The 16924-nt window shown below is 46.1% G+C and carries 18 protein-coding genes and 1 tRNA gene; 4 read left to right on the top strand and 15 right to left on the bottom strand.

What is annotated here, in order from left to right; translation table 11 throughout:
• Positions 1-4: 4 nt before the first annotated feature.
• The 3 genes from secB to M3080_RS01425 all read left to right on the top strand — a co-directional run bounded on the left by secB (position 5) and on the right by M3080_RS01425 (position 3199).
• Positions 5-517, top strand: a complete 513-nt coding sequence (gene secB, locus M3080_RS01435) for a protein-export chaperone SecB (RefSeq protein ID WP_022473508.1) — start codon at positions 5-7, stop codon at positions 515-517.
• A gap of 82 nt (positions 518-599) precedes the next feature.
• Entirely contained in the window at positions 600-2501 is a 1902-nt protein-coding gene (locus tag M3080_RS01430) for an ATP-binding protein (RefSeq protein WP_022473509.1), read from the top strand.
• The gene (locus M3080_RS01425; protein ID WP_249091591.1) at positions 2501-3199 is read left to right on the top strand and encodes a response regulator; all 699 of its coding nucleotides are present in this window, start codon (positions 2501-2503) and stop codon (positions 3197-3199) included. Before M3080_RS01430 ends, M3080_RS01425 begins: the two co-directional genes overlap by 1 nt.
• A gap of 15 nt (positions 3200-3214) precedes the next feature.
• Here M3080_RS01425 and trmL read toward each other — a convergent pair whose 3' ends face one another.
• Genes trmL through rsmD form a run of 7 tightly spaced genes read right to left on the bottom strand, consistent with a single transcriptional unit; the run spans position 3215 to position 8838 of the window.
• Positions 3215-3685, bottom strand: a complete 471-nt coding sequence (gene trmL / locus M3080_RS01420; RefSeq protein WP_249091589.1) for a tRNA (uridine(34)/cytosine(34)/5-carboxymethylaminomethyluridine(34)-2'-O)-methyltransferase TrmL — start codon at positions 3683-3685, stop codon at positions 3215-3217.
• A complete protein-coding gene (rpoH, locus tag M3080_RS01415) occupies positions 3678-4610 on the bottom strand; it encodes an RNA polymerase sigma factor RpoH (RefSeq protein WP_249091587.1) in 933 nt (310 codons plus the stop codon). Before rpoH ends, trmL begins: the two co-directional genes overlap by 8 nt.
• Before the next feature lie 32 nt (positions 4611-4642).
• A complete protein-coding gene (locus M3080_RS01410) occupies positions 4643-5554 on the bottom strand; it encodes a cell division protein FtsX (RefSeq protein WP_022473513.1) in 912 nt (303 codons plus the stop codon).
• Entirely contained in the window at positions 5551-6246 is a 696-nt protein-coding gene (locus M3080_RS01405) for a cell division ATP-binding protein FtsE (protein ID WP_022473514.1), read from the bottom strand. Before M3080_RS01405 ends, M3080_RS01410 begins: the two co-directional genes overlap by 4 nt.
• 8 nt (positions 6247-6254) lie before the next feature.
• Entirely contained in the window at positions 6255-7727 is a 1473-nt protein-coding gene (locus tag M3080_RS01400; protein ID WP_249091585.1) for a Ppx/GppA phosphatase family protein, read from the bottom strand.
• Positions 7724-8212 carry a pantetheine-phosphate adenylyltransferase gene (coaD, locus tag M3080_RS01395; RefSeq protein ID WP_022472307.1) on the bottom strand — a complete coding sequence of 163 codons (489 nt, stop codon included), beginning with the start codon at positions 8210-8212 and terminating at the stop codon, positions 7724-7726. The genes M3080_RS01400 and coaD overlap by 4 nt, the downstream gene beginning before the upstream one ends.
• Entirely contained in the window at positions 8209-8838 is a 630-nt protein-coding gene (gene rsmD, locus M3080_RS01390) for a 16S rRNA (guanine(966)-N(2))-methyltransferase RsmD (protein ID WP_249091584.1), read from the bottom strand. Before rsmD ends, coaD begins: the two co-directional genes overlap by 4 nt.
• 6 nt (positions 8839-8844) lie before the next feature.
• On the opposite strand from rsmD, the gene ftsY reads away from it, so the two are divergent.
• Positions 8845-9771: a signal recognition particle-docking protein FtsY gene (gene ftsY / locus M3080_RS01385; protein ID WP_249091583.1), complete on the top strand. Its 927-nt coding sequence runs from the start codon at positions 8845-8847 to the stop codon at positions 9769-9771.
• 36 nt (positions 9772-9807) lie between these two features.
• Here the strand turns inward: ftsY and M3080_RS01380 are convergent, their stop codons facing one another.
• From M3080_RS01380 to M3080_RS01345, 8 genes are all read right to left on the bottom strand, one after another.
• The gene (locus tag M3080_RS01380; RefSeq protein WP_249091582.1) at positions 9808-12054 is read right to left on the bottom strand and encodes an AsmA family protein; all 2247 of its coding nucleotides are present in this window, start codon (positions 12052-12054) and stop codon (positions 9808-9810) included.
• Between the two features lie 75 nt (positions 12055-12129).
• Positions 12130-12504 (bottom strand): helix-turn-helix domain-containing protein, encoded by a 375-nt coding sequence (locus tag M3080_RS01375; protein ID WP_022472581.1) that lies wholly within the window; start codon positions 12502-12504, stop codon positions 12130-12132.
• A 68-nt stretch (positions 12505-12572) separates the two neighbouring features.
• Complete coding sequence (gene ychF, locus M3080_RS01370; protein ID WP_022472582.1) at positions 12573-13667, bottom strand: redox-regulated ATPase YchF; 1095 nt, start codon at positions 13665-13667, stop codon at positions 12573-12575.
• Positions 13668-13744: 77 nt separating this feature from the next.
• Positions 13745-14239, bottom strand: coding sequence for a 2-thiouracil desulfurase family protein (locus M3080_RS01365; RefSeq protein ID WP_249091581.1), 495 nt, complete (start codon positions 14237-14239; stop codon positions 13745-13747).
• Entirely contained in the window at positions 14240-14869 is a 630-nt protein-coding gene (gene pth, locus M3080_RS01360) for an aminoacyl-tRNA hydrolase (RefSeq protein ID WP_022472584.1), read from the bottom strand. It lies immediately after the preceding gene.
• Between the two features lie 105 nt (positions 14870-14974).
• Positions 14975-15619 carry a 50S ribosomal protein L25/general stress protein Ctc gene (locus tag M3080_RS01355; RefSeq protein ID WP_249091580.1) on the bottom strand — a complete coding sequence of 215 codons (645 nt, stop codon included), beginning with the start codon at positions 15617-15619 and terminating at the stop codon, positions 14975-14977.
• Positions 15620-15760: 141 nt separating this feature from the next.
• Entirely contained in the window at positions 15761-16714 is a 954-nt protein-coding gene (locus tag M3080_RS01350; protein WP_249091777.1) for a ribose-phosphate pyrophosphokinase, read from the bottom strand.
• A 126-nt stretch (positions 16715-16840) separates the two neighbouring features.
• Positions 16841-16918: transfer RNA gene (locus M3080_RS01345), tRNA-Gln, on the bottom strand.
• Positions 16919-16924 lie beyond the last annotated feature (6 nt).

Genomic DNA, 16924 nt, shown 5'->3' with positions numbered 1-16924 from the left:
AAAAATGGCTGAAGAAAACAACAGTGTTGCCCAGCAAGATCAACAACAAGACGCTTCTGCTAATGCGTTCCAACTTGAACGCTGCTACATGAAGGATGCTTCTTTGGAAATGCCGCATGCTCCGGAAGTTTTTGTGACTCCTCTTCAACAACAACCGACGGTTGACATGCAGTTTGAAGTTAGTTTAAAGAAGCTTGATGATGCGCATCGTGAAGTAACGGTTCGTGCCACAGTGACGATCAAGGCTGCAGAAAATGTCATGTTGATTGCCGAAGTCAAACAAGCCGGTATTTTCCAAATTCGCGGCTTTACGGATGAACAAATGGCTCACATCGGTAATGTTATTTGCCCGACCATTGTTTACCCGTATTTGCGTGCCAATGTTGCTGACTTGATTACCCGTACGACAATGGCTCCGGTTAACTTGCCGGAAATGAATTTTGAAATGTTGTATCAACAACGTTTGGCTCAAGCAGCAGTCGCTGCCGATCAAGCAAAGGCTGAACAACAAAACTAATTCGGATTCATACAGACCGTTGAAGGGGAGAAGACATCAGCAAAGGTGCTGAGAAGCTTTTCCCCTTTTTTGTTTTATGACAATGAAAAACGTTACAGAAGCTCCGCAACTTTCCAGCCGTCTGTTGAGATTGGCGCTGCTTTGGGTGATTTTGCTCATCGCCTCGGTTGTTTATACGCTTTTTTTGTCTAAACAAATGGAAATCACAACGGAAGTTATGCGCCGAGCAGGTGATATTCGTGCGGAGTTATACCAAGTTGGCTACGACCTGACCACGGTACATTCGAAGAATTTAACTGTCGATATCCAAGGGGTTGTTTGGCGTGTTGACCAGACGCTAAATTTGGCTATTTTGGATGACGGATCTACCTACCGTGTGATGGCTCGTGATGAGCGAATTGACAAAATTTTGAGCAGAATCGACGAAACATGGCGCCAGAGTGTCAAACCTTTACTTTTAAAGTGGAATGAGACTCATAGTGTAGGAACCAGCAGCAGACAGGAAATATTGGCAGGCCTCGATTCTCTAAACAGTGAACTTGATGAGTGGCAAAACTTAACCGATGCAGAAGTCAACCGTAATATCGTCGTATTGCGCTATACACAGGTTGCCTTGGGAGGTTTGTCGATTCTGAGTGTCATCGTTGTGATGTGGTTTTTGTTTGCTTCTGTACTAAGGCCGCTGAATCAACTACAGGCTGGAATCGAGCGCTTGAAAGCGGGTGACTGGAAGACAAGGGTGCATGCGGAAGGAACTCAGGAATTTTCTGAAATTTCTGCAGGTTTTAATGAATTGGCTACCCACTTGGATGATATTTACTTCAATTTGGAAAGTAGAGTTGAAGAAAAAACCGCTTCTTTAGCAGAAAAAAATGCCCACTTAACCGCTCTATATGGTTTAACGGCGTTTTTGGGTGAACAACATTCCGTTGAAGAGATGTTGGAGTCTTTTATTGCCCGTGTTTTAACTTTAACTGGGGCTCCGGCAGCGCAAGTTTGTTTTTGGAACGAAAACCGCAACCAATTGGAAAGCGTCTTGAAAAAGGGCCTTAGTGAGAGCGGAACTAAGGAATGTGAAAAAATCTCTGAACAATTCTGCCAGCAAATATTTGCCAGTCCTTATCCGGTCAGAATTGAAGAGCCTGATCAGTCTGTCAACCTGGACGCCTCCCATAATCGTTTCATATTGAAGGTGGTTTATCACATTCGCTATCGGCAAAAAAATATCGGTATTTTTGCCCTCTTTTATCGTGACAAACTTTCCGAAGACAGAGCACTAGATATGCTTCTTGAAAACTTGGGTCGTCACTTTGGGGCCGCTATTGAAAATATGCGCTTGGCGGCTTTGGACCAACAAATGGCGGTTGCTCAGGAACGCAATATATTGGCGCAGAATTTACACGACTCCATTGCACAGACCTTGTCTTTTGTTAATCTTCAAGTGCAGATGTTGGAAGGGGCATTGAAGGATCAGAACTCCGAGCAAATTGATGATGGCATTAAACAAATTAAAGCCGGCGTTCAAGAGTGCTACGACGATGTAAGGGAGCTGCTTCTTAATTTCCGAACACGTGTTTATAAAGAGGAATTGGGTGAACTTGTTCAAAGTGTGTTGCAACGTTTTGAGCGACAGACGAATGTGAAAACGCATTTAAATATTCAGGATGACGGAATGACATTGTCTTCAACCCAAAAGTTGCAAGTCATCTTTATTTTGCAAGAAGCCCTATCCAATGTTAGAAAGCATGCTCGGGCGCGTACGGTCATGGTTAACATTCGCAATGATGACAGTCGTTTTGAAATGACGGTGATGGATGATGGCATCGGAATTGATCCACAATTGTTGTCCGAACGAAAGCAAAGCCACGTCGGATTGTCTATCATGCGAGAACGTGCTCAGAAAGTAAACGCTCAGATTGAAATTGAATCTGAAATTGACCAAGGCACTACTGTGAAATTGATTTTGCCCAAAGAGGGACGCTGATGAGTATTCGGATTTTATTAGTAGATGACCACACTTTATTTCGGTCTGGTTTGAAGGCACTGTTGAGCAGGCAGGCAGATTTCGAAATTGTGGGTGAGGCTTCAGACGGATTGGAAGGGGTGAAGTTAGCCGAGCAGCTGAAACCGGATCTGGTGCTTTTGGACTTGGATATGCCCGTGATGAACGGGACCGAGGCACTCGCTCAGATGTTGGCCGCTAATCGCGAACTTCCGGTCGTTATGTTGACAGTCAGTGAAGATGCCGAGGATTTGAAAGAAGCATTTGTACTTGGAGCCAGAGGTTATCTAGTCAAAAACATTGATGCAGAGTATTTGGTTAATGGCGTGCGTCAAGTCGTGGCTGGCGAAAGCGTGATGTCTCCGGAGATGACCAGTAAATTTGTCAATGGAATCAGAGCTAAACATCTTTCATTAATGCCCGAGGTTCGTCCGGAAACGGTAAAAAGTCTCACTGAACGTGAACGCCAGATTTTAGGTTGTTTGGCTCAGGGAGCCAGTAACCGAGAGATGGCTAATTTGCTGAACATGTCTGAAAGCACTGTCAAAGCTCATTTACAGCGTATTATGAGACGGTTTGATTTCAGCTCTCGCGTACAGGCTGCTGTTTTCGCAGCAGAGCGGCACATGGACCGCTATTTACTTGAGAGCCTAAATCAGAAAAAGGCGAATAACGGTTAAATTCTTTGAGGGCGGCTATAAGCCGCCTTCGTAGTTATTCTGTCTCCAAGCTTCATATACGGTAATGGCAACGGTGTTGGAGAGATTCAACGACCGATTGTGAGGACGCATCGGCAAGCGAATGCGTTGTTGTTCAGGGAAACTGTTTCGAATGTTATCGGGAAGCCCGTGTCCTTCGCTGCCAAAGACAAACCAATCTCCGGGCAAGAAGTGAGAGTCCGCAAAAGGATGAGAACCCTTTGTGGTCATGGCAAACATGCGGCTGCGATCGGGATGCTCGCTTTCTAAAAACGCATCAAAACTTTTATGCACTTTTACTGTTGCATATTCGTGATAATCCAGCCCAGCTCGGATCATATGTTTGTCTTCTAATGTAAATCCGAGAGGTTCAACGAGGTGTAGTTCACAGCCCGTGTTGGCGGATAAACGGATGATATTACCGGTGTTAGGCGGAATTTCTGGAGCAACGAGAACAATTCTAAACATACTCATCTGACGGCGCAGTTAGCGCTTTCCTCATTTTCGTTAAAGCATTTTTTTCTATTTGTCGAACCCGTTCAGCTGACACTCCCAGCTCTTGAGCAAGTTCCTGCAATGTTTTGGGAGTGTTATTGCCATTTTCATCGACATTGAGCCAGCGAGCCATAATCACATGGCGGCTGCGTTCATCAAGGCTAGCCAGCGCTTGGCGGATGCCTTCTTGCTGCATTCGCTCTTCGTCTTTTTGCTCAAGGATGGTGGTAGGTTCATCGGCTGTTGAAGACAACCATTGGATCGGAGCGCTGCTGTGATCTTCATCATCGGTATCGTCTGCAGGCAAATCAATGGGCGTTTCATTACCATACATCCTTTGCTCCATCTCGAGAACTTCGGATGGCTTAACGTCCAATTCTTGAGCGATTTTGTCTGCCTGTGAATAGGTGAGCGCATTTTCTCCCCGCATGGAGCGGAGATTGAAAAACAATTTCCTTTGTGATTTGGTTGTGGCCAATTTCACTTGACGCCAATTTTTCACAATGTAGTCTTGGATTTCAGAGCGGATCCAATACTCTGCAAATGTCATTAAGCGGGCGCCGTGAGTAGGGTCATAATGCTTAATGGCTTTCAATAAACCGATGTTGCCCTCCTGAATCAGATCAGCGTGTGGAATTCCGTATCCAAGGTAGGAACGAGCAATAGCAATGACCAGTCTCAGGTGGGCCATAACCAAAGCACGGCCGGCATTCATGTCATTATTTTTGTGTAAACGTTCCACCAGATCCCGTTCTTGTTCATACGACAGAATCGGGAAGCGATTAGCTGCCTGAATATAGGCATCTAAGTTCCCTAAACTAGGGATGACACTAGGGACCTTGCTCTGATAAGGAACAAGGGCATTAGCGCCGGAGGAAGCTTTTTTGATATCAGCCATGTAGATGCCTAAAAAGATGAGGAGGACTTGTATCAGTCGAAGCGCTCAATTTTTGCAATTGCGCGTTGGGTAATAATACTCGCGATTAATCCGCCAAGCAGGGCGCAAAAAACGATAAAGCCCGCATTAAATTGCCAAGGTAACGGAGAAATGGCTATTTGAGTGCCATATTGTTCACCAACGGCCAAAAGAGCTTCATTAAGGTAGCCGGTAGCAAAGGACGATAAGGCAATGGCAATCACAGCCGCCAGACCCATCGTCAGAAAACCTCGCCATGCATAAGGTCGAATGGAAAAAGACGGAGTCGCCCCAAAAAGATAAAGCATATTGAGTTCCGTTTTTTGGGTGTCGGCAGCCAGCCTGACACTAGCGGCAATAACACAGACAATCAGCGATAGAGTGATAACAACAAATATCCAGCCTAAGTTACTGATTGCGTGAGAAATTGCATCCAATTTTGTTAACCACGTGCTGTCATAGGCGACAAGGCTGACGCCCTTTAACTTTTCAATATTTTTTGCTGTTCGCTCTATGTCGGCCGCAGGCATTTGTGCATCAAGTGTCACAATAATCAAGTCAGGCAGCGGATTGGCAGCCTTATCTTGAGAAGTTTGCTTGATACCTAAGTTTTCATTAAGAGATTTAAAAGCTTCGTCTTTCGGAATCGTCGTAATTTTCATTACGTGTTCGTGCCTGCCGATTCGCTCCCGCAGATTATCCATTTGCGCTTTGTTGAGGTCTTGATACGTAAAGACCGTAATTTCCGGCGCCACAGGAATTGCCCTGATAGGTTCAGAAAGGCTATAGAGAACACTTGCAACAAAAACGGGGATTGTCAAAGACAAACTGGCGAGCATCAACGCTAGGAAAAAAACACCCTTAGCATTTTTAATGCCTCGAAAAACTTGCTGTAAGGCCCAAACACGAGAAGAAGCAAAACTCATGGCATTCCTCCGTGTTGAGAGGCAAATTTGACTTCCCTGTAGGCAATGTCACGTGGAGCCAAAAGAAGGTGGGAGGCTACAATAACGGTCACCCCAGCGCTGGCAAATTCCCCCAGAAGATTGATAACCGTTTGAGCATTATTGGCATCCAAATGTGCCGCCGGTTCGTCAGCCAAAATCAAAACAGGCTGGTTAACCACGGCTCGCGCAAGACTGACTTGTTGTCTTTGACCGGAAGATAAATCGATCGGATAGTTTTGAGCCCAGTCGGACATGTGGCAGCGAGAAAGGGCTGCTAATGCTTGTTGTCTAGCTTGATCAGTACTGGCATCGGCGGCCAAAGCGGGCAGCATTACGTTTTCCAAAATGGTTCTGTCTTCCAGTAAAGGCGAATTTTGGAGCATCAGTCCGATCGCTCTTCGAAGCCAACGACGTTGAAGGGTAGAAAACTCTTGAACATCTTCCCCGGCCACCCTGACCGCACCACGAGTCGGATTCAACAAGCCGGCGATTAGCCGCAAAACGGTTGACTTCCCACATCCTGTATCTCCGTGCAGGACAACAAACTCCCCTCGGTAGATATCTACCGATACATCGCGAAGTACTTGCAATTGGTCAAATTCCACAAATACATGTGATAACTGAACCAACGGTTCTTCTTGAATTTGGGCAGGTAGGGAAGTGTCAAACATCAATAAAATTATTTCTCAAAGTCAAACTGATATTGTACGGCTTTCCAAGCATCAACTTCTCTTTGTAGGAGAAAATGTGTTAGAGGATGTTTATTGAGCCAACTTGAATCTCTAAATGATAAGCGCCAGTGACGCTTACCTTCTTGAGTCAATGAGAAATCAGGCAGTTCAATATCCTCGCGTTTATGTGCAATGATGCTTGCTAAACGCAGTGCCAGCAGTGATTTCGCCCACGCCTCATTGTCTAGTTGAGACTCAATTTTGTAGAGTCTGCCTCTGTGGCCTAGAACCAACTGCGAAACCCAATGACGATCATTGATGGAAAAGCCCTGCAGATCAAAATGTTCAATCAGGTAGGCACCTAGTCTGTGAAAACGGTTGTGGCTAATGAGATTGCCTGTTTCATGTAATAGTGCAGCCCAATGAAGGCGTTTTTTTGTGTCCTCCGCGGCATCGGGGAAAAGGCGTTGAAGAAGCTTTTGGGCAAGCAGATCGACTCGTTTGGCCTGCGCTTCGGAAACAGCGCTGTAACGTAATAGTTCCCAAGCGCTGGATTCTCTTAAATCGTTACCATTCAGGCGAGAAAGCTGTTCATAAAGCAATCCGACCCGCAAGGCGCCTGCCGAGAATTTTATGCTCTTAATGTTGAGAGCATCGCAGGCGGCATGAAGAACCGCAAGTCCTCCGGTGATCACTTCTTTTCTTGAACGATGCAGATCTGGAAAATCCAGTTTATCAACGTGTCCCTTGGCAATCATTGCGTCACGAATTTCACAAAGTCTTTCCTGAGAAATCGTGTAAGAGTCCATACCAAAAGATTTGGCGAGACTGCAGATTGCTTCCATAGATCCGGACGAACCGTAGGCTTCATCCCATAGGGTTGAATTAAATCGTTCACGACCTTCTTGAAATTCTGCCATTGCGGCTAATTTTGCCGCTTCATAGCCTTCACGCGTAATTATTCCATGCGGGAAATACTGTAGAGATAAATTGACGCAGCCAACGTGAAACGATTCACAACGGTCAGCATGAAGTCCCGATCCCGTAACAAGCTCTGTTGAACCCCCGCCGATATCAATGACCAGACGTTTTTTATCAGAAAGAGGCAAGCGATGGGCACAGCCTTCAAAAACCAGTCGGGCTTCTTCTTGTCCGGGCAATATTTCAATGGGGAAACCCAGTACGTCTTGAGCGCGCAGTAGGAACGCTTTGTTATTTTGGGCAATTCTGATCGTTTGAGTGCCTACGGCTCGCACGTGTTCTGGTCTGAAGTCTTTAATTTTTTCTCGAAAACGAGCTAAGGTATCAAGCGCTTTTTGCTGAATTTCTTCAGTTAGATAACCGTTGCTATCGAGTCCGGCAGCTAACCGAACGCCTTCTTTACTGTAGTGTTCGCAGATAATCTCGTTACCTTCAACCCGACCGATTTCCAAGCGAAAACTGTTGGATCCTAAATCTATGGCTGCCAGACGGATACTCATTCTTGGGCTCCTGAACGCTTGGCTTCCAGTGCTTGCGAAACAATGGGACTGACAAAAGCAGAAACATCGCCGCCTAGACGATGAATTTCTCTGACTAATGAGCCGGAAATAGACTGAGTGCCGTTAATAGGTGGGAAAAATATTGTTTGAACATTACTGTTTAAGGCATGATTGACACAGGCCATGCGCGTCTCGTAATCGAAATCGCTTCCGTTTCGAACACCCCGGATAAGGACAGAAGCACCGGTTGCCTTAACAAATTCGCTCAACAAGCCTTCAAATCCAACAACTCTGACACCTTTGATACCCGCTAAAGATCGGCGGGCTAAATCGACTCTTTCCTCAAAAGAAAAGAAGGTGTTTCTTCCGGTATCAGCAGCGACTGCCACAATGACTTCATCGAAGATTTGACGGGCACGATCAAGTACATCTTCGTGTCCGAGGGTAAAGGGATCAAACGTACCTGCATAAATGGCAATTGTCATTTTTCTTCCTGTGTAGGACTAACCAGTCGAAAGGCCACCGCTCCGGTCTCAGACTCTCTTACAACTGCTAATTTTAAGTCAGCCAAAATTTGGGTATCCCATTCTTTTGGTGACTCGATGTAAATGAAACCGTTCTCTTTAAGAATCGAAAGCGCTAATTTAATGGCCTTTTCGTGTAAATTCAGTGCAAATGGGGGGTCGATAAAAATAATGTCGTATTTTTCATTAAGGGAGCGAACATCGGCCAGAGCGTCTGCGCAACGAATATCCAGAATGTCTTCTGCCCGTAATTTGGTTCGTGAAAGACAGAGCTTTTCATAAACACGACGATTTTTCTCGAGCAAAGTAACGCTGCGCGCTCCTCGGCTGGCTAATTCAAAACCCAGAGCGCCGGATCCGGCAAACATATCCAGACCTTCAATTTCAGAATAATCACCGAGAAGGTAGTTGAGCCAATTAAAAAGTGTTTCCCGAATCCGATCACCTGTCGGACGTAAGCCGTCAAAGTCCGCGACAGCTAAAGGCGTACGACGCCACTTGCCAGAGATAATTCTGACAGTACCTGCTGCGCGCGCTCTTGGTAAACTTACGCTTTGTGATTGATTTTGTTTCTTTAATGGACGCATACGCTAATGATAACGACTGAAAATAAAAAAGCGGGATGGTTAGATCGGTTAAAAAACGGTTTACATCGAACTCGAGTCAATATTATCGGACTTTTTACCGGTGGTAAGGTCGATGAGGATTTTTTAGAGGAACTCGAATTCGCTTTGATTTCTGCCGATATGGGCGTTTCAACGGTATCGGAGTTACTGGGAAAGTTAAGAGATACTATTCAACTGAAAGGGCTGAAAACACAGGAAGAAGTTCGTGAGGCCCTAAGAGAGGAAATTGTTGCTCTTTTAACACCAGCGCAAGGTCGAATTAACCTAGATAGAACCAAGCCACTTGTGATGATGATGGTTGGGGTAAACGGCGCAGGTAAGACAACATCCATTGGGAAAATCAGTAAATGGCTTTCTTCGCAGGGTAAAAGTGTTTTGTTGGCAGCAGGCGATACTTTCCGCGCTGCTGCTCGCGAACAATTGGCTGTTTGGGGAGAAAGAAATCGTGTAGAAGTTATTTCCCAGACAGGCGGTGATCCGGCGGCTGTAGCTTTTGATGCTGTCAGTGCAGGCAAGGCCCGAGGAAGCGATGTTGTCATTGTTGATACGGCAGGTCGCTTGACAACGCAGACTCGACTCATGGAGGAACTCAAGCGAATTGCTCGTTCGCAAAATAAATCATTGGAGGGTGCTCCTCATGAAGTGATTCTGGTCATCGATGGAACGAATGGTCAAAATGCTTTGGCCCAGGTGAAAGCTTTTGATGAGGCGGTTCCGCTAACCGGATTGATCATTACTAAATTAGACGGGACGGCCAAGGGAGGTGTTTTGGTGGCTATCAGCCGCATGCGCGCCGATAACCCCATCCCTATTTATTTTATTGGTGTCGGCGAGTCCATCGAGGATTTGCAACCGTTTGACGCGCAAGAGTTTGCCAAAGCTCTTATTGGTTAAAAGCAGAAGGAGTGGTTTGGCCACTCCTTCTCGTTATTAGAAACGATTTCTGAAGAAATCTTTCAATTTGTCCCAGCCGGACGGTTTCTTTTCTTCCTTCGGTTGCGGTTTGGCAACAAGATTATTCGCCTTGCGGATTTGCTCGGTATCTAACACCGCAATTGGAGATTGCCATTGGCCGGCCAAATTAATAATCAAATCCAGCCCATTGCTTCTGCCCGTTAATTGTCCAGTTAGCGAATGGTTGTTTAAATCAACTTGAGCTTGTCCCCGGGCGCGTGAAGATCCGAAATTAACCCCTAAATTGTCAATAACCGCCCGACCATCGTGTATTGTCACAACACCGCCAAAATGTTCTGTTTCTGTAAAAAGATCATTTTTTTGCTCGGGTTCCTTGTATTGCTTTAAGGCAACTGTCGCGTCTTCGAGATTAAATCCAAAAAGTTTGGCCTGTGACGCAGAAAAACCGATTTGCCCATTTAAAGCTTGCTGCGTAAAGCCTCCGCCATACAAATTGGCCTGGAGGTTCAATATTCCTCCCACCTTACTATTGCCGCTTGCATCATTGAGAAGAGAGGACAGGTTAATGCTTTCGCCTCGATAAACTACATTCCAGTGGCCTTGGGCATTCAACTGAACATCTAATTCGGTCTTACCATCGTATGTTAGAGCTTTGGCTTTGGGGAGTTTTAAAACACCCTTCTGAATCTGCATATTCGATTTCAGCTGCACTAATTTAACCGGTCCAGTCGATAACTCACCAATCACTATCGAACCGTTGAAGTCAAAGTGGTTCAAAAAGTCAAAGGGTAAAGATGAATCAATGTCCGCGGTTTCATGATCGCTAATTTCCGAAGTAGCTACTGAAGAGACTTCATTTGAGCCTTCGTGAGAGTGTTCTTTGGTTACTTCACTCTGATCTCCATCCGCCTGAGAGACACGAGACGTGTCAGTCTCAACCGTTGTTTCAACGGAGGTATCTTCTTGGCTGCCGGAGGAAGAAAGTTTTGACGGTTGCGCTTCAACGTTCGCTTCGTTAGACGCACTTGTTTGAACTTCCGACTGCTGGGGCAGTAACGTTGCTGGTAAAGTTGCTTGAGCTCTTTGTAGTGATCTGAAAACAGATAAATCACTTAATTCCAGTCGGCCAAAGACAAGGTCTCCTTTGATGTCAGGGAAATCAAAGCCAGCACTCTCGCCTCGAAATGTCATAGGCGCTCCGTGAAGTCTGGCAAAGATTTCACTATGAATTTTTTCTTTATTCCAATCAATTTTCACATTGCCGGAGACGGGAATGCTCTCTGCTTGTTCAGGCAAGGAAATTGATCCTTGGATATGATCGGCAGTAGTGAAAGTTGTTGCTGTGTCAAAAATGATGGGTGAACGCAAATCAACTTTCAAAGTCTGATCTCCTGCTCCCTTGTTGTATTGAATATGGAAGTCAGGAGCTTGCCAACTGTCTTGGCTGATGTGTAATTCAGCCACGGACAAAGAGACGTCGCCAAGGGATTGATCACCGGTTATTTGTACTTTTGCGGTTTTTGTGTAAATGGCCTCAGCGGACAATTGGGTCAGAGGTGAATCCAATTGCGCTTGGAAAGATTTGCCTTGTTGGGTTCCGCTGGTTTGAACGGAAAGATTTTCAATAGCGACTTTGCCAGAAGCTAAATTCAGGTCCAAAGAAAAGCCTGCCTGTACATCCAGGAGGAGATTTTCAGGCAATATCTGAATCTGTGTGCTGAGTGCAACCGGCGCATGCATCTGCGGAGCAGGGCCAGAGATAACTGCTCTTAAATTTTGAAGATTGAACAGCCTTCCGTCATGCTTCAGGTGAATGTCGGAGTCGTTGAATTCAATAGATTCAACCGTCAAACCATCAATAAGAGCAGTGTCGGTTGTTGAATTATTTTTCAACCATTCAGGCAATGACGGGCATTCCGTTTCTTGCAACGAAAATCCGTCAACCAAGATCTTCTCAATATGGATTTGGCCGAAAATAAGCCAAACAGGGCTTACGTTAAAGTGAGCAGAACGGTAAATGGCAATCAGTTTGTTTTGGGAGTCAAATAGTTGCGCGCTGGGCAGCTCAACCGATATCGTTGGTAAAACCCTAACGGTCGGAAGTTCGTTTGCGCGCATGACAAAGCCCATCTGATTTAAGGACGATTGCAAACGATCTTGAACGGATGCAGGGGTAACCAGGAAATACAGGGCAACGACGCTGCCAATTGCCAACAGCGCCAATATGCAGATCACCCAGAGAATTTTGCGGATAATACGCATGGGATTTGTCCAGAACACAGAACCACTTTGCCAAACATAGCACGAAATGCGATCCGTTGCAGAGCCAAAAGAGCACTATTTATTGCGCCACTTATTTCGAATGGTTTGACGCAAGTTAGGAGCAAGACGCTCGAGAGCGTCAAGCGTCATGAAAATAGAATCTCTTCCACGGTTGGAGAGTTCTCTGAAACGGGCCAGCAGCTCACTTTCTTCCTCAACGGGATTGTGGCGCTCACTAGTGATAATGAAGAGAATATCGAAACCACAGTCGTTGAGTCGGGGCATCCTGAAAATTCCCGGATCTTCTTGCCCCAACTCATACTTTTGGTACATTTCCAAGGGTACGCCAAGCAGCTGGGCAATTTGCAATTCGGTATAGCCCAAACGTTCCCGTTCGGTTCTTAACCGTTCACCAAATTCTCGACGACGTTTCGCAAGAACAGTTGCCATAATTTAAGGTCTAATAAAAATGTACCTAAATGTCTATCGGTTAGATCGTAACGATCCCTCTTTTTATTTTAAACATTAAAGAGGAAATTCATGACATCGCCGTCTTGAACGATGTAATCCTTTCCTTCAGCTCGCATTTTCCCGGCTTCTTGAGCACCTTTTTCACCATGATGAGAAATGTAATCATCAAATGAAATAGTCTGAGCGCGAATGAATCCACGTTCAAAATCAGTATGAATCACACCGGCGGCTTGAGGAGCAGTGTCTCCCTTATGAATCGTCCAGGCACGAACCTCTTTAGGGCCGGCCGTAAAGTATGTTTGCAGACCAAGCAGGTCATAGCCGGCTCTAATGACGCGATCCAAACCTGCTTCATGCATTCCCATGTCTTCCAAGAAGAGGGCTTTATCCTCTTCGTCTAATTCTGCGATTTCGCTTTCAATTTTTGCGCATAAAGCCACAACGGGAGCATTTTCTTTAGCAGCAAATGCTTTGACGGCATCGAGCAAGGGATTATTGTCAAAGCCGCTGTCATCCACGTTGGCTACGTACATGGTTGGCTTAACAGTCAAAAGGCAAAGAGGCTTAATAATGGCCTTTTCCTCAGGCGTCAACGATACCTGACGAGCCGGCTTGCCTTCGTTGAGCACGGGTTGGATTTTTTCCAAGACCGTAACCAATTTCAAAGCCTCTTTGTCTCCGCCTTGGCGAGCTTGCTTAGAGTATTTATTAAGCATCTTCTCAACCGTTGCCAAGTCCGCCAGAGCTAATTCCGTATTAATAACTTCAATATCTTCCGTGGGGTTGACGTGACCGGCGACATGAACGATGTTGTCGTCATTGAAACAGCGAACGATATGGGCAATGGCATCGCACTCACGAATGTTGGCTAAAAACTGATTGCCTAAGCCTTCACCCTTACTGGCGCCGGCAACAAGACCGGCAATGTCTACAAATTCGACAACAGCAGGAACAATTCGGGCAGGATGTACGATATCGGCTAGCTGTTGGAGTCGGTTATCGGGAACTTCAACAATGCCGACATTGGGTTCAATCGTGCAGAAAGGATAGTTTTCTGCTGCGATGCCCGCTTTAGTTAAAGCGTTAAAGATGGTGGATTTGCCAACATTGGGCAAACCGACGATTCCACATTTCAATCCCATGATTTTATTTCCAAAAAGTTAATGCGTGCATTTTAGCATTGACATGTGATACTACGAGAGAGTCATTGAGGCGAAAATCAAGATTTTTCAATGGCAAGCATTAATTGGTGAATTTGGTTTTCGCTGAAAATTTTTATTCCTGATTGGTAGAGCAATTCAGCTAAAACTCCCCGACCCTCTCTAATTTGTCCGTCAAAATTTCCGGAATGAATAAAACAAACCCCACAGGCCGGACTTTTTTCTTTTAATAGCGCAAAAGAAGCATTAATGCTTTGGGCTGTCTTTAAACAATGCAGAGCTCCTTTGCGGTATTGATCGGAACAATCGCGACCGTTAACACTTAAAACGCGCGACTGTTTATCTAAGACCCCTTTAGCATTACCTGAAAACTCAATTTCACAAGGGCGGCGCGGGATGGGTAAGCCGCCCGCGCATTCAGGACAGATAGGTAAGAGAAGACAGCCTTTATTGATTAAACAACCAAGATCGGCCGGTCGACTTTGTCCATCAAAGCGAACTTTTTGTCCCAAAAGACAGGCACTAACGAGGATGATCGGAGGGCACTTGTCCAATTATTGTTCCTCATTCTTTTCGGGATTTGTTTTTGGCTTAGGAGAACCGTATTTCGCCAATGAACGCTGAACTCGAGCCATATCACCACAGGCAATGTCATTGGTTGTTTTAAGAGCAGCAGCAATACACTCTTGAATCATCTCTTTATGCTCAGAACTTGGAGCATGCAGAACAAAATCAGCGACGGGTTGCGCCATTCCTAAAGATCTCGGGTGGCCGGTACCTAAACGGAGTCTCCAAAAGTTCGGTGTGGAAAGTTTTTCAGTAATATCTTTTAGGCCATTATGACCGGCGTTTCCGCCGCCTTTTTTCAATTTCATGCACCCGGGCATCAAATCAAGCTCGTCATGGACAACAAGAATTTCTTCCGGAAGTATCTTGTAGTAAAGGGCCAGAGCAACGACGGCTTGTCCTGAGCGATTCATGAAAGTTGTGGGCTTTAAAAGCCAAATATCCTGCCCAGCTAAACGAACCCGAGCGACTTCGCCTTGAAATTTTTTCTCTTCATGAAAAAAAACTTTTTCTCTTTGGGCAAGTTGATCCAAGAACCAAAAGCCCGCATTGTGACGGGTGTCGGCGTAGTCAATACCGGGATTTCCCAGACCAACAATTAATCGAATCGCAGGCATATATCAGATATCCATATTAAAGATGGGAGCAATTCTATATTTTTGTATCGAGCTCGGTTATAAAAAAGGGCGCCGAGGCGCCCTTTTTTCGAGTCTAGTCGAAAATTATTTTGCTTCAGAAGCGGCGGGCGCAGCAGCAGGAGCAGCGGCGTCAGCAGCGGCAGCATCAGCAGTCGTATCTTCTTCTTCTTCGACTTGAGCAACGACAGACACAACAACCGGGTCTTCATTGCCGTGAACCACAGCGGAAACACCTTCCGGCAATGCGATGTCAGAGACGCGCATCGTCGTTTGAGCGGTCAAACCAGACAAGTCAACAGAAATGAATTCCGGCAAGTCCTTCGGCAAGCAGCTGACTTCGATAGAGCTGCGAGCGTGGTTGATGAGACCCTTGCTGATCTTAACGGCCGGGCTGTTTTCAGCACCGAAGAAGTGCAACGGCACGCTCATGGTCACCGGTTCATCAGCATTGACACGTTGGAAGTCAATGTGCATGACTTGCGGCTTGTACGGATGCATTTGGAAAGCGCGCAAAACAACGAGCTGATCCTTACCATCCAATTCCATCGTCAAAATCGAGGTGTGGAACTTTTCCTTGCGCAAGGCGTAGAAAATAGGATTGTGTTCGAGCTCGATCGGCGTGGCCGCAACGTTGCCGCCGTAAACAATACCGGGCAACTTGTCGGCGCGGCGCAGACGGCGGCTCGCACCCGTACCTTGCGCTTGACGCGTGGTGGCGATGATTTTCATAAGATTTCTCCAAAATTAAAATTCCCGGGACGCGACCATCCACTAGGAACAAAAAAGATTGCTAAAAAACAATCGAGTGTGCAATTGTACAGATTTTGCACAAAAAGGCGAGTCGTTTTTCCGACTCGCCTTAAATTCACATTAGCAATTTTCGAACAAAGCGCTCACAGAGTCTTCACGAGCAATGCGAGAGATCGTTTCACCGAAAATATTAGCTACAGAGACTTGAGTGATCTTCGGACACTTAAGGGCATCCTCACGTAACGGAATCGTATCCGTGACAACCAACTCATCCAAGTCGGAATTCGTAATGCGTTCAATAGCCGGGCCGGAAAGAACCGGGTGGGTAATGTATGCACAAACTTTGATTGCGCCGCGTTCTTTCAGTGCCTTAGCAGCATTGCAAAGTGTTCCGGCGGTATCGACGATATCGTCGGTAATGATGCAAGTGCGGCCAGCCACTTCACCGATGAGGTTCATCACTTCTGCCACGTTGGGACGTGGACGGCGCTTATCAATGATGACCATGTCCGTGTTGAGGGACTTCGCCATGGCACGAGCGCGAACAACGCCGCCGACATCGGGGGAGACCACGACAGGGTTTTCATAGTTACGGCTTTGAAGTTCACGCAACAAGATAGGCGTTGCGTAAATATTATCAACCGGAACATCGAAGAAGCCTTGAATTTGGTCAGCGTGCAAATCCATCGTCAAAACACGGTCGACACCAACGGATTGGAGCATATTGGCAACCACTTTGGCGGAGATGGCCACTCGAACCGAGCGCGGGCGACGATCTTGACGTGCGTAGCCGTAATAAGGCATCACAGCAGTGATACGGCGTGCAGAAGCTCGACGCAACGCATCAACCATAATCATCAATTCCATCAAATTGTCATTGGTGGGAGAGCAGGTGCTTTGCAAGATGAAGACATCGCGACCGCGGACCTTTTCGTCAATTTCCACCATGACTTCACCGTCAGAGAAATGACTGACAACAGCTTCACCAAGGGGAATATTGAGATGTTCTGCGACTGCATGGGCAAGTTTGGGATTGGCATTGCCCGTAAAAACCATGAGATTGTCCGGAACCATTGGGACCATGATATGACTCGCCGAAAGTTAGGAAGAGAGAACTCTTCGGTTAGTATTTGGCGGCTTAAAAACCGCTTCGTAAAAAAACAAACGGGAGCTAGCACAACAATGCTTGCTCCCGAAAGTTGGCAGGGGAGGAAGGATTCGAACCTTCGAATGCCGGAATCAAAATCCGGTGCCTTAGGCCAGCTTGGCGACTCCCCTACAAAT

It is taken from the genome of Parasutterella secunda, from assembly GCF_023336895.1.
In the GTDB taxonomy this organism is placed as follows: domain Bacteria; phylum Pseudomonadota; class Gammaproteobacteria; order Burkholderiales; family Burkholderiaceae_F; genus Aphodousia; species Aphodousia faecalis.
Note: the sequence above shows the minus strand (reverse complement) of the source record. Positions and strands in the feature narration are given on the sequence as shown.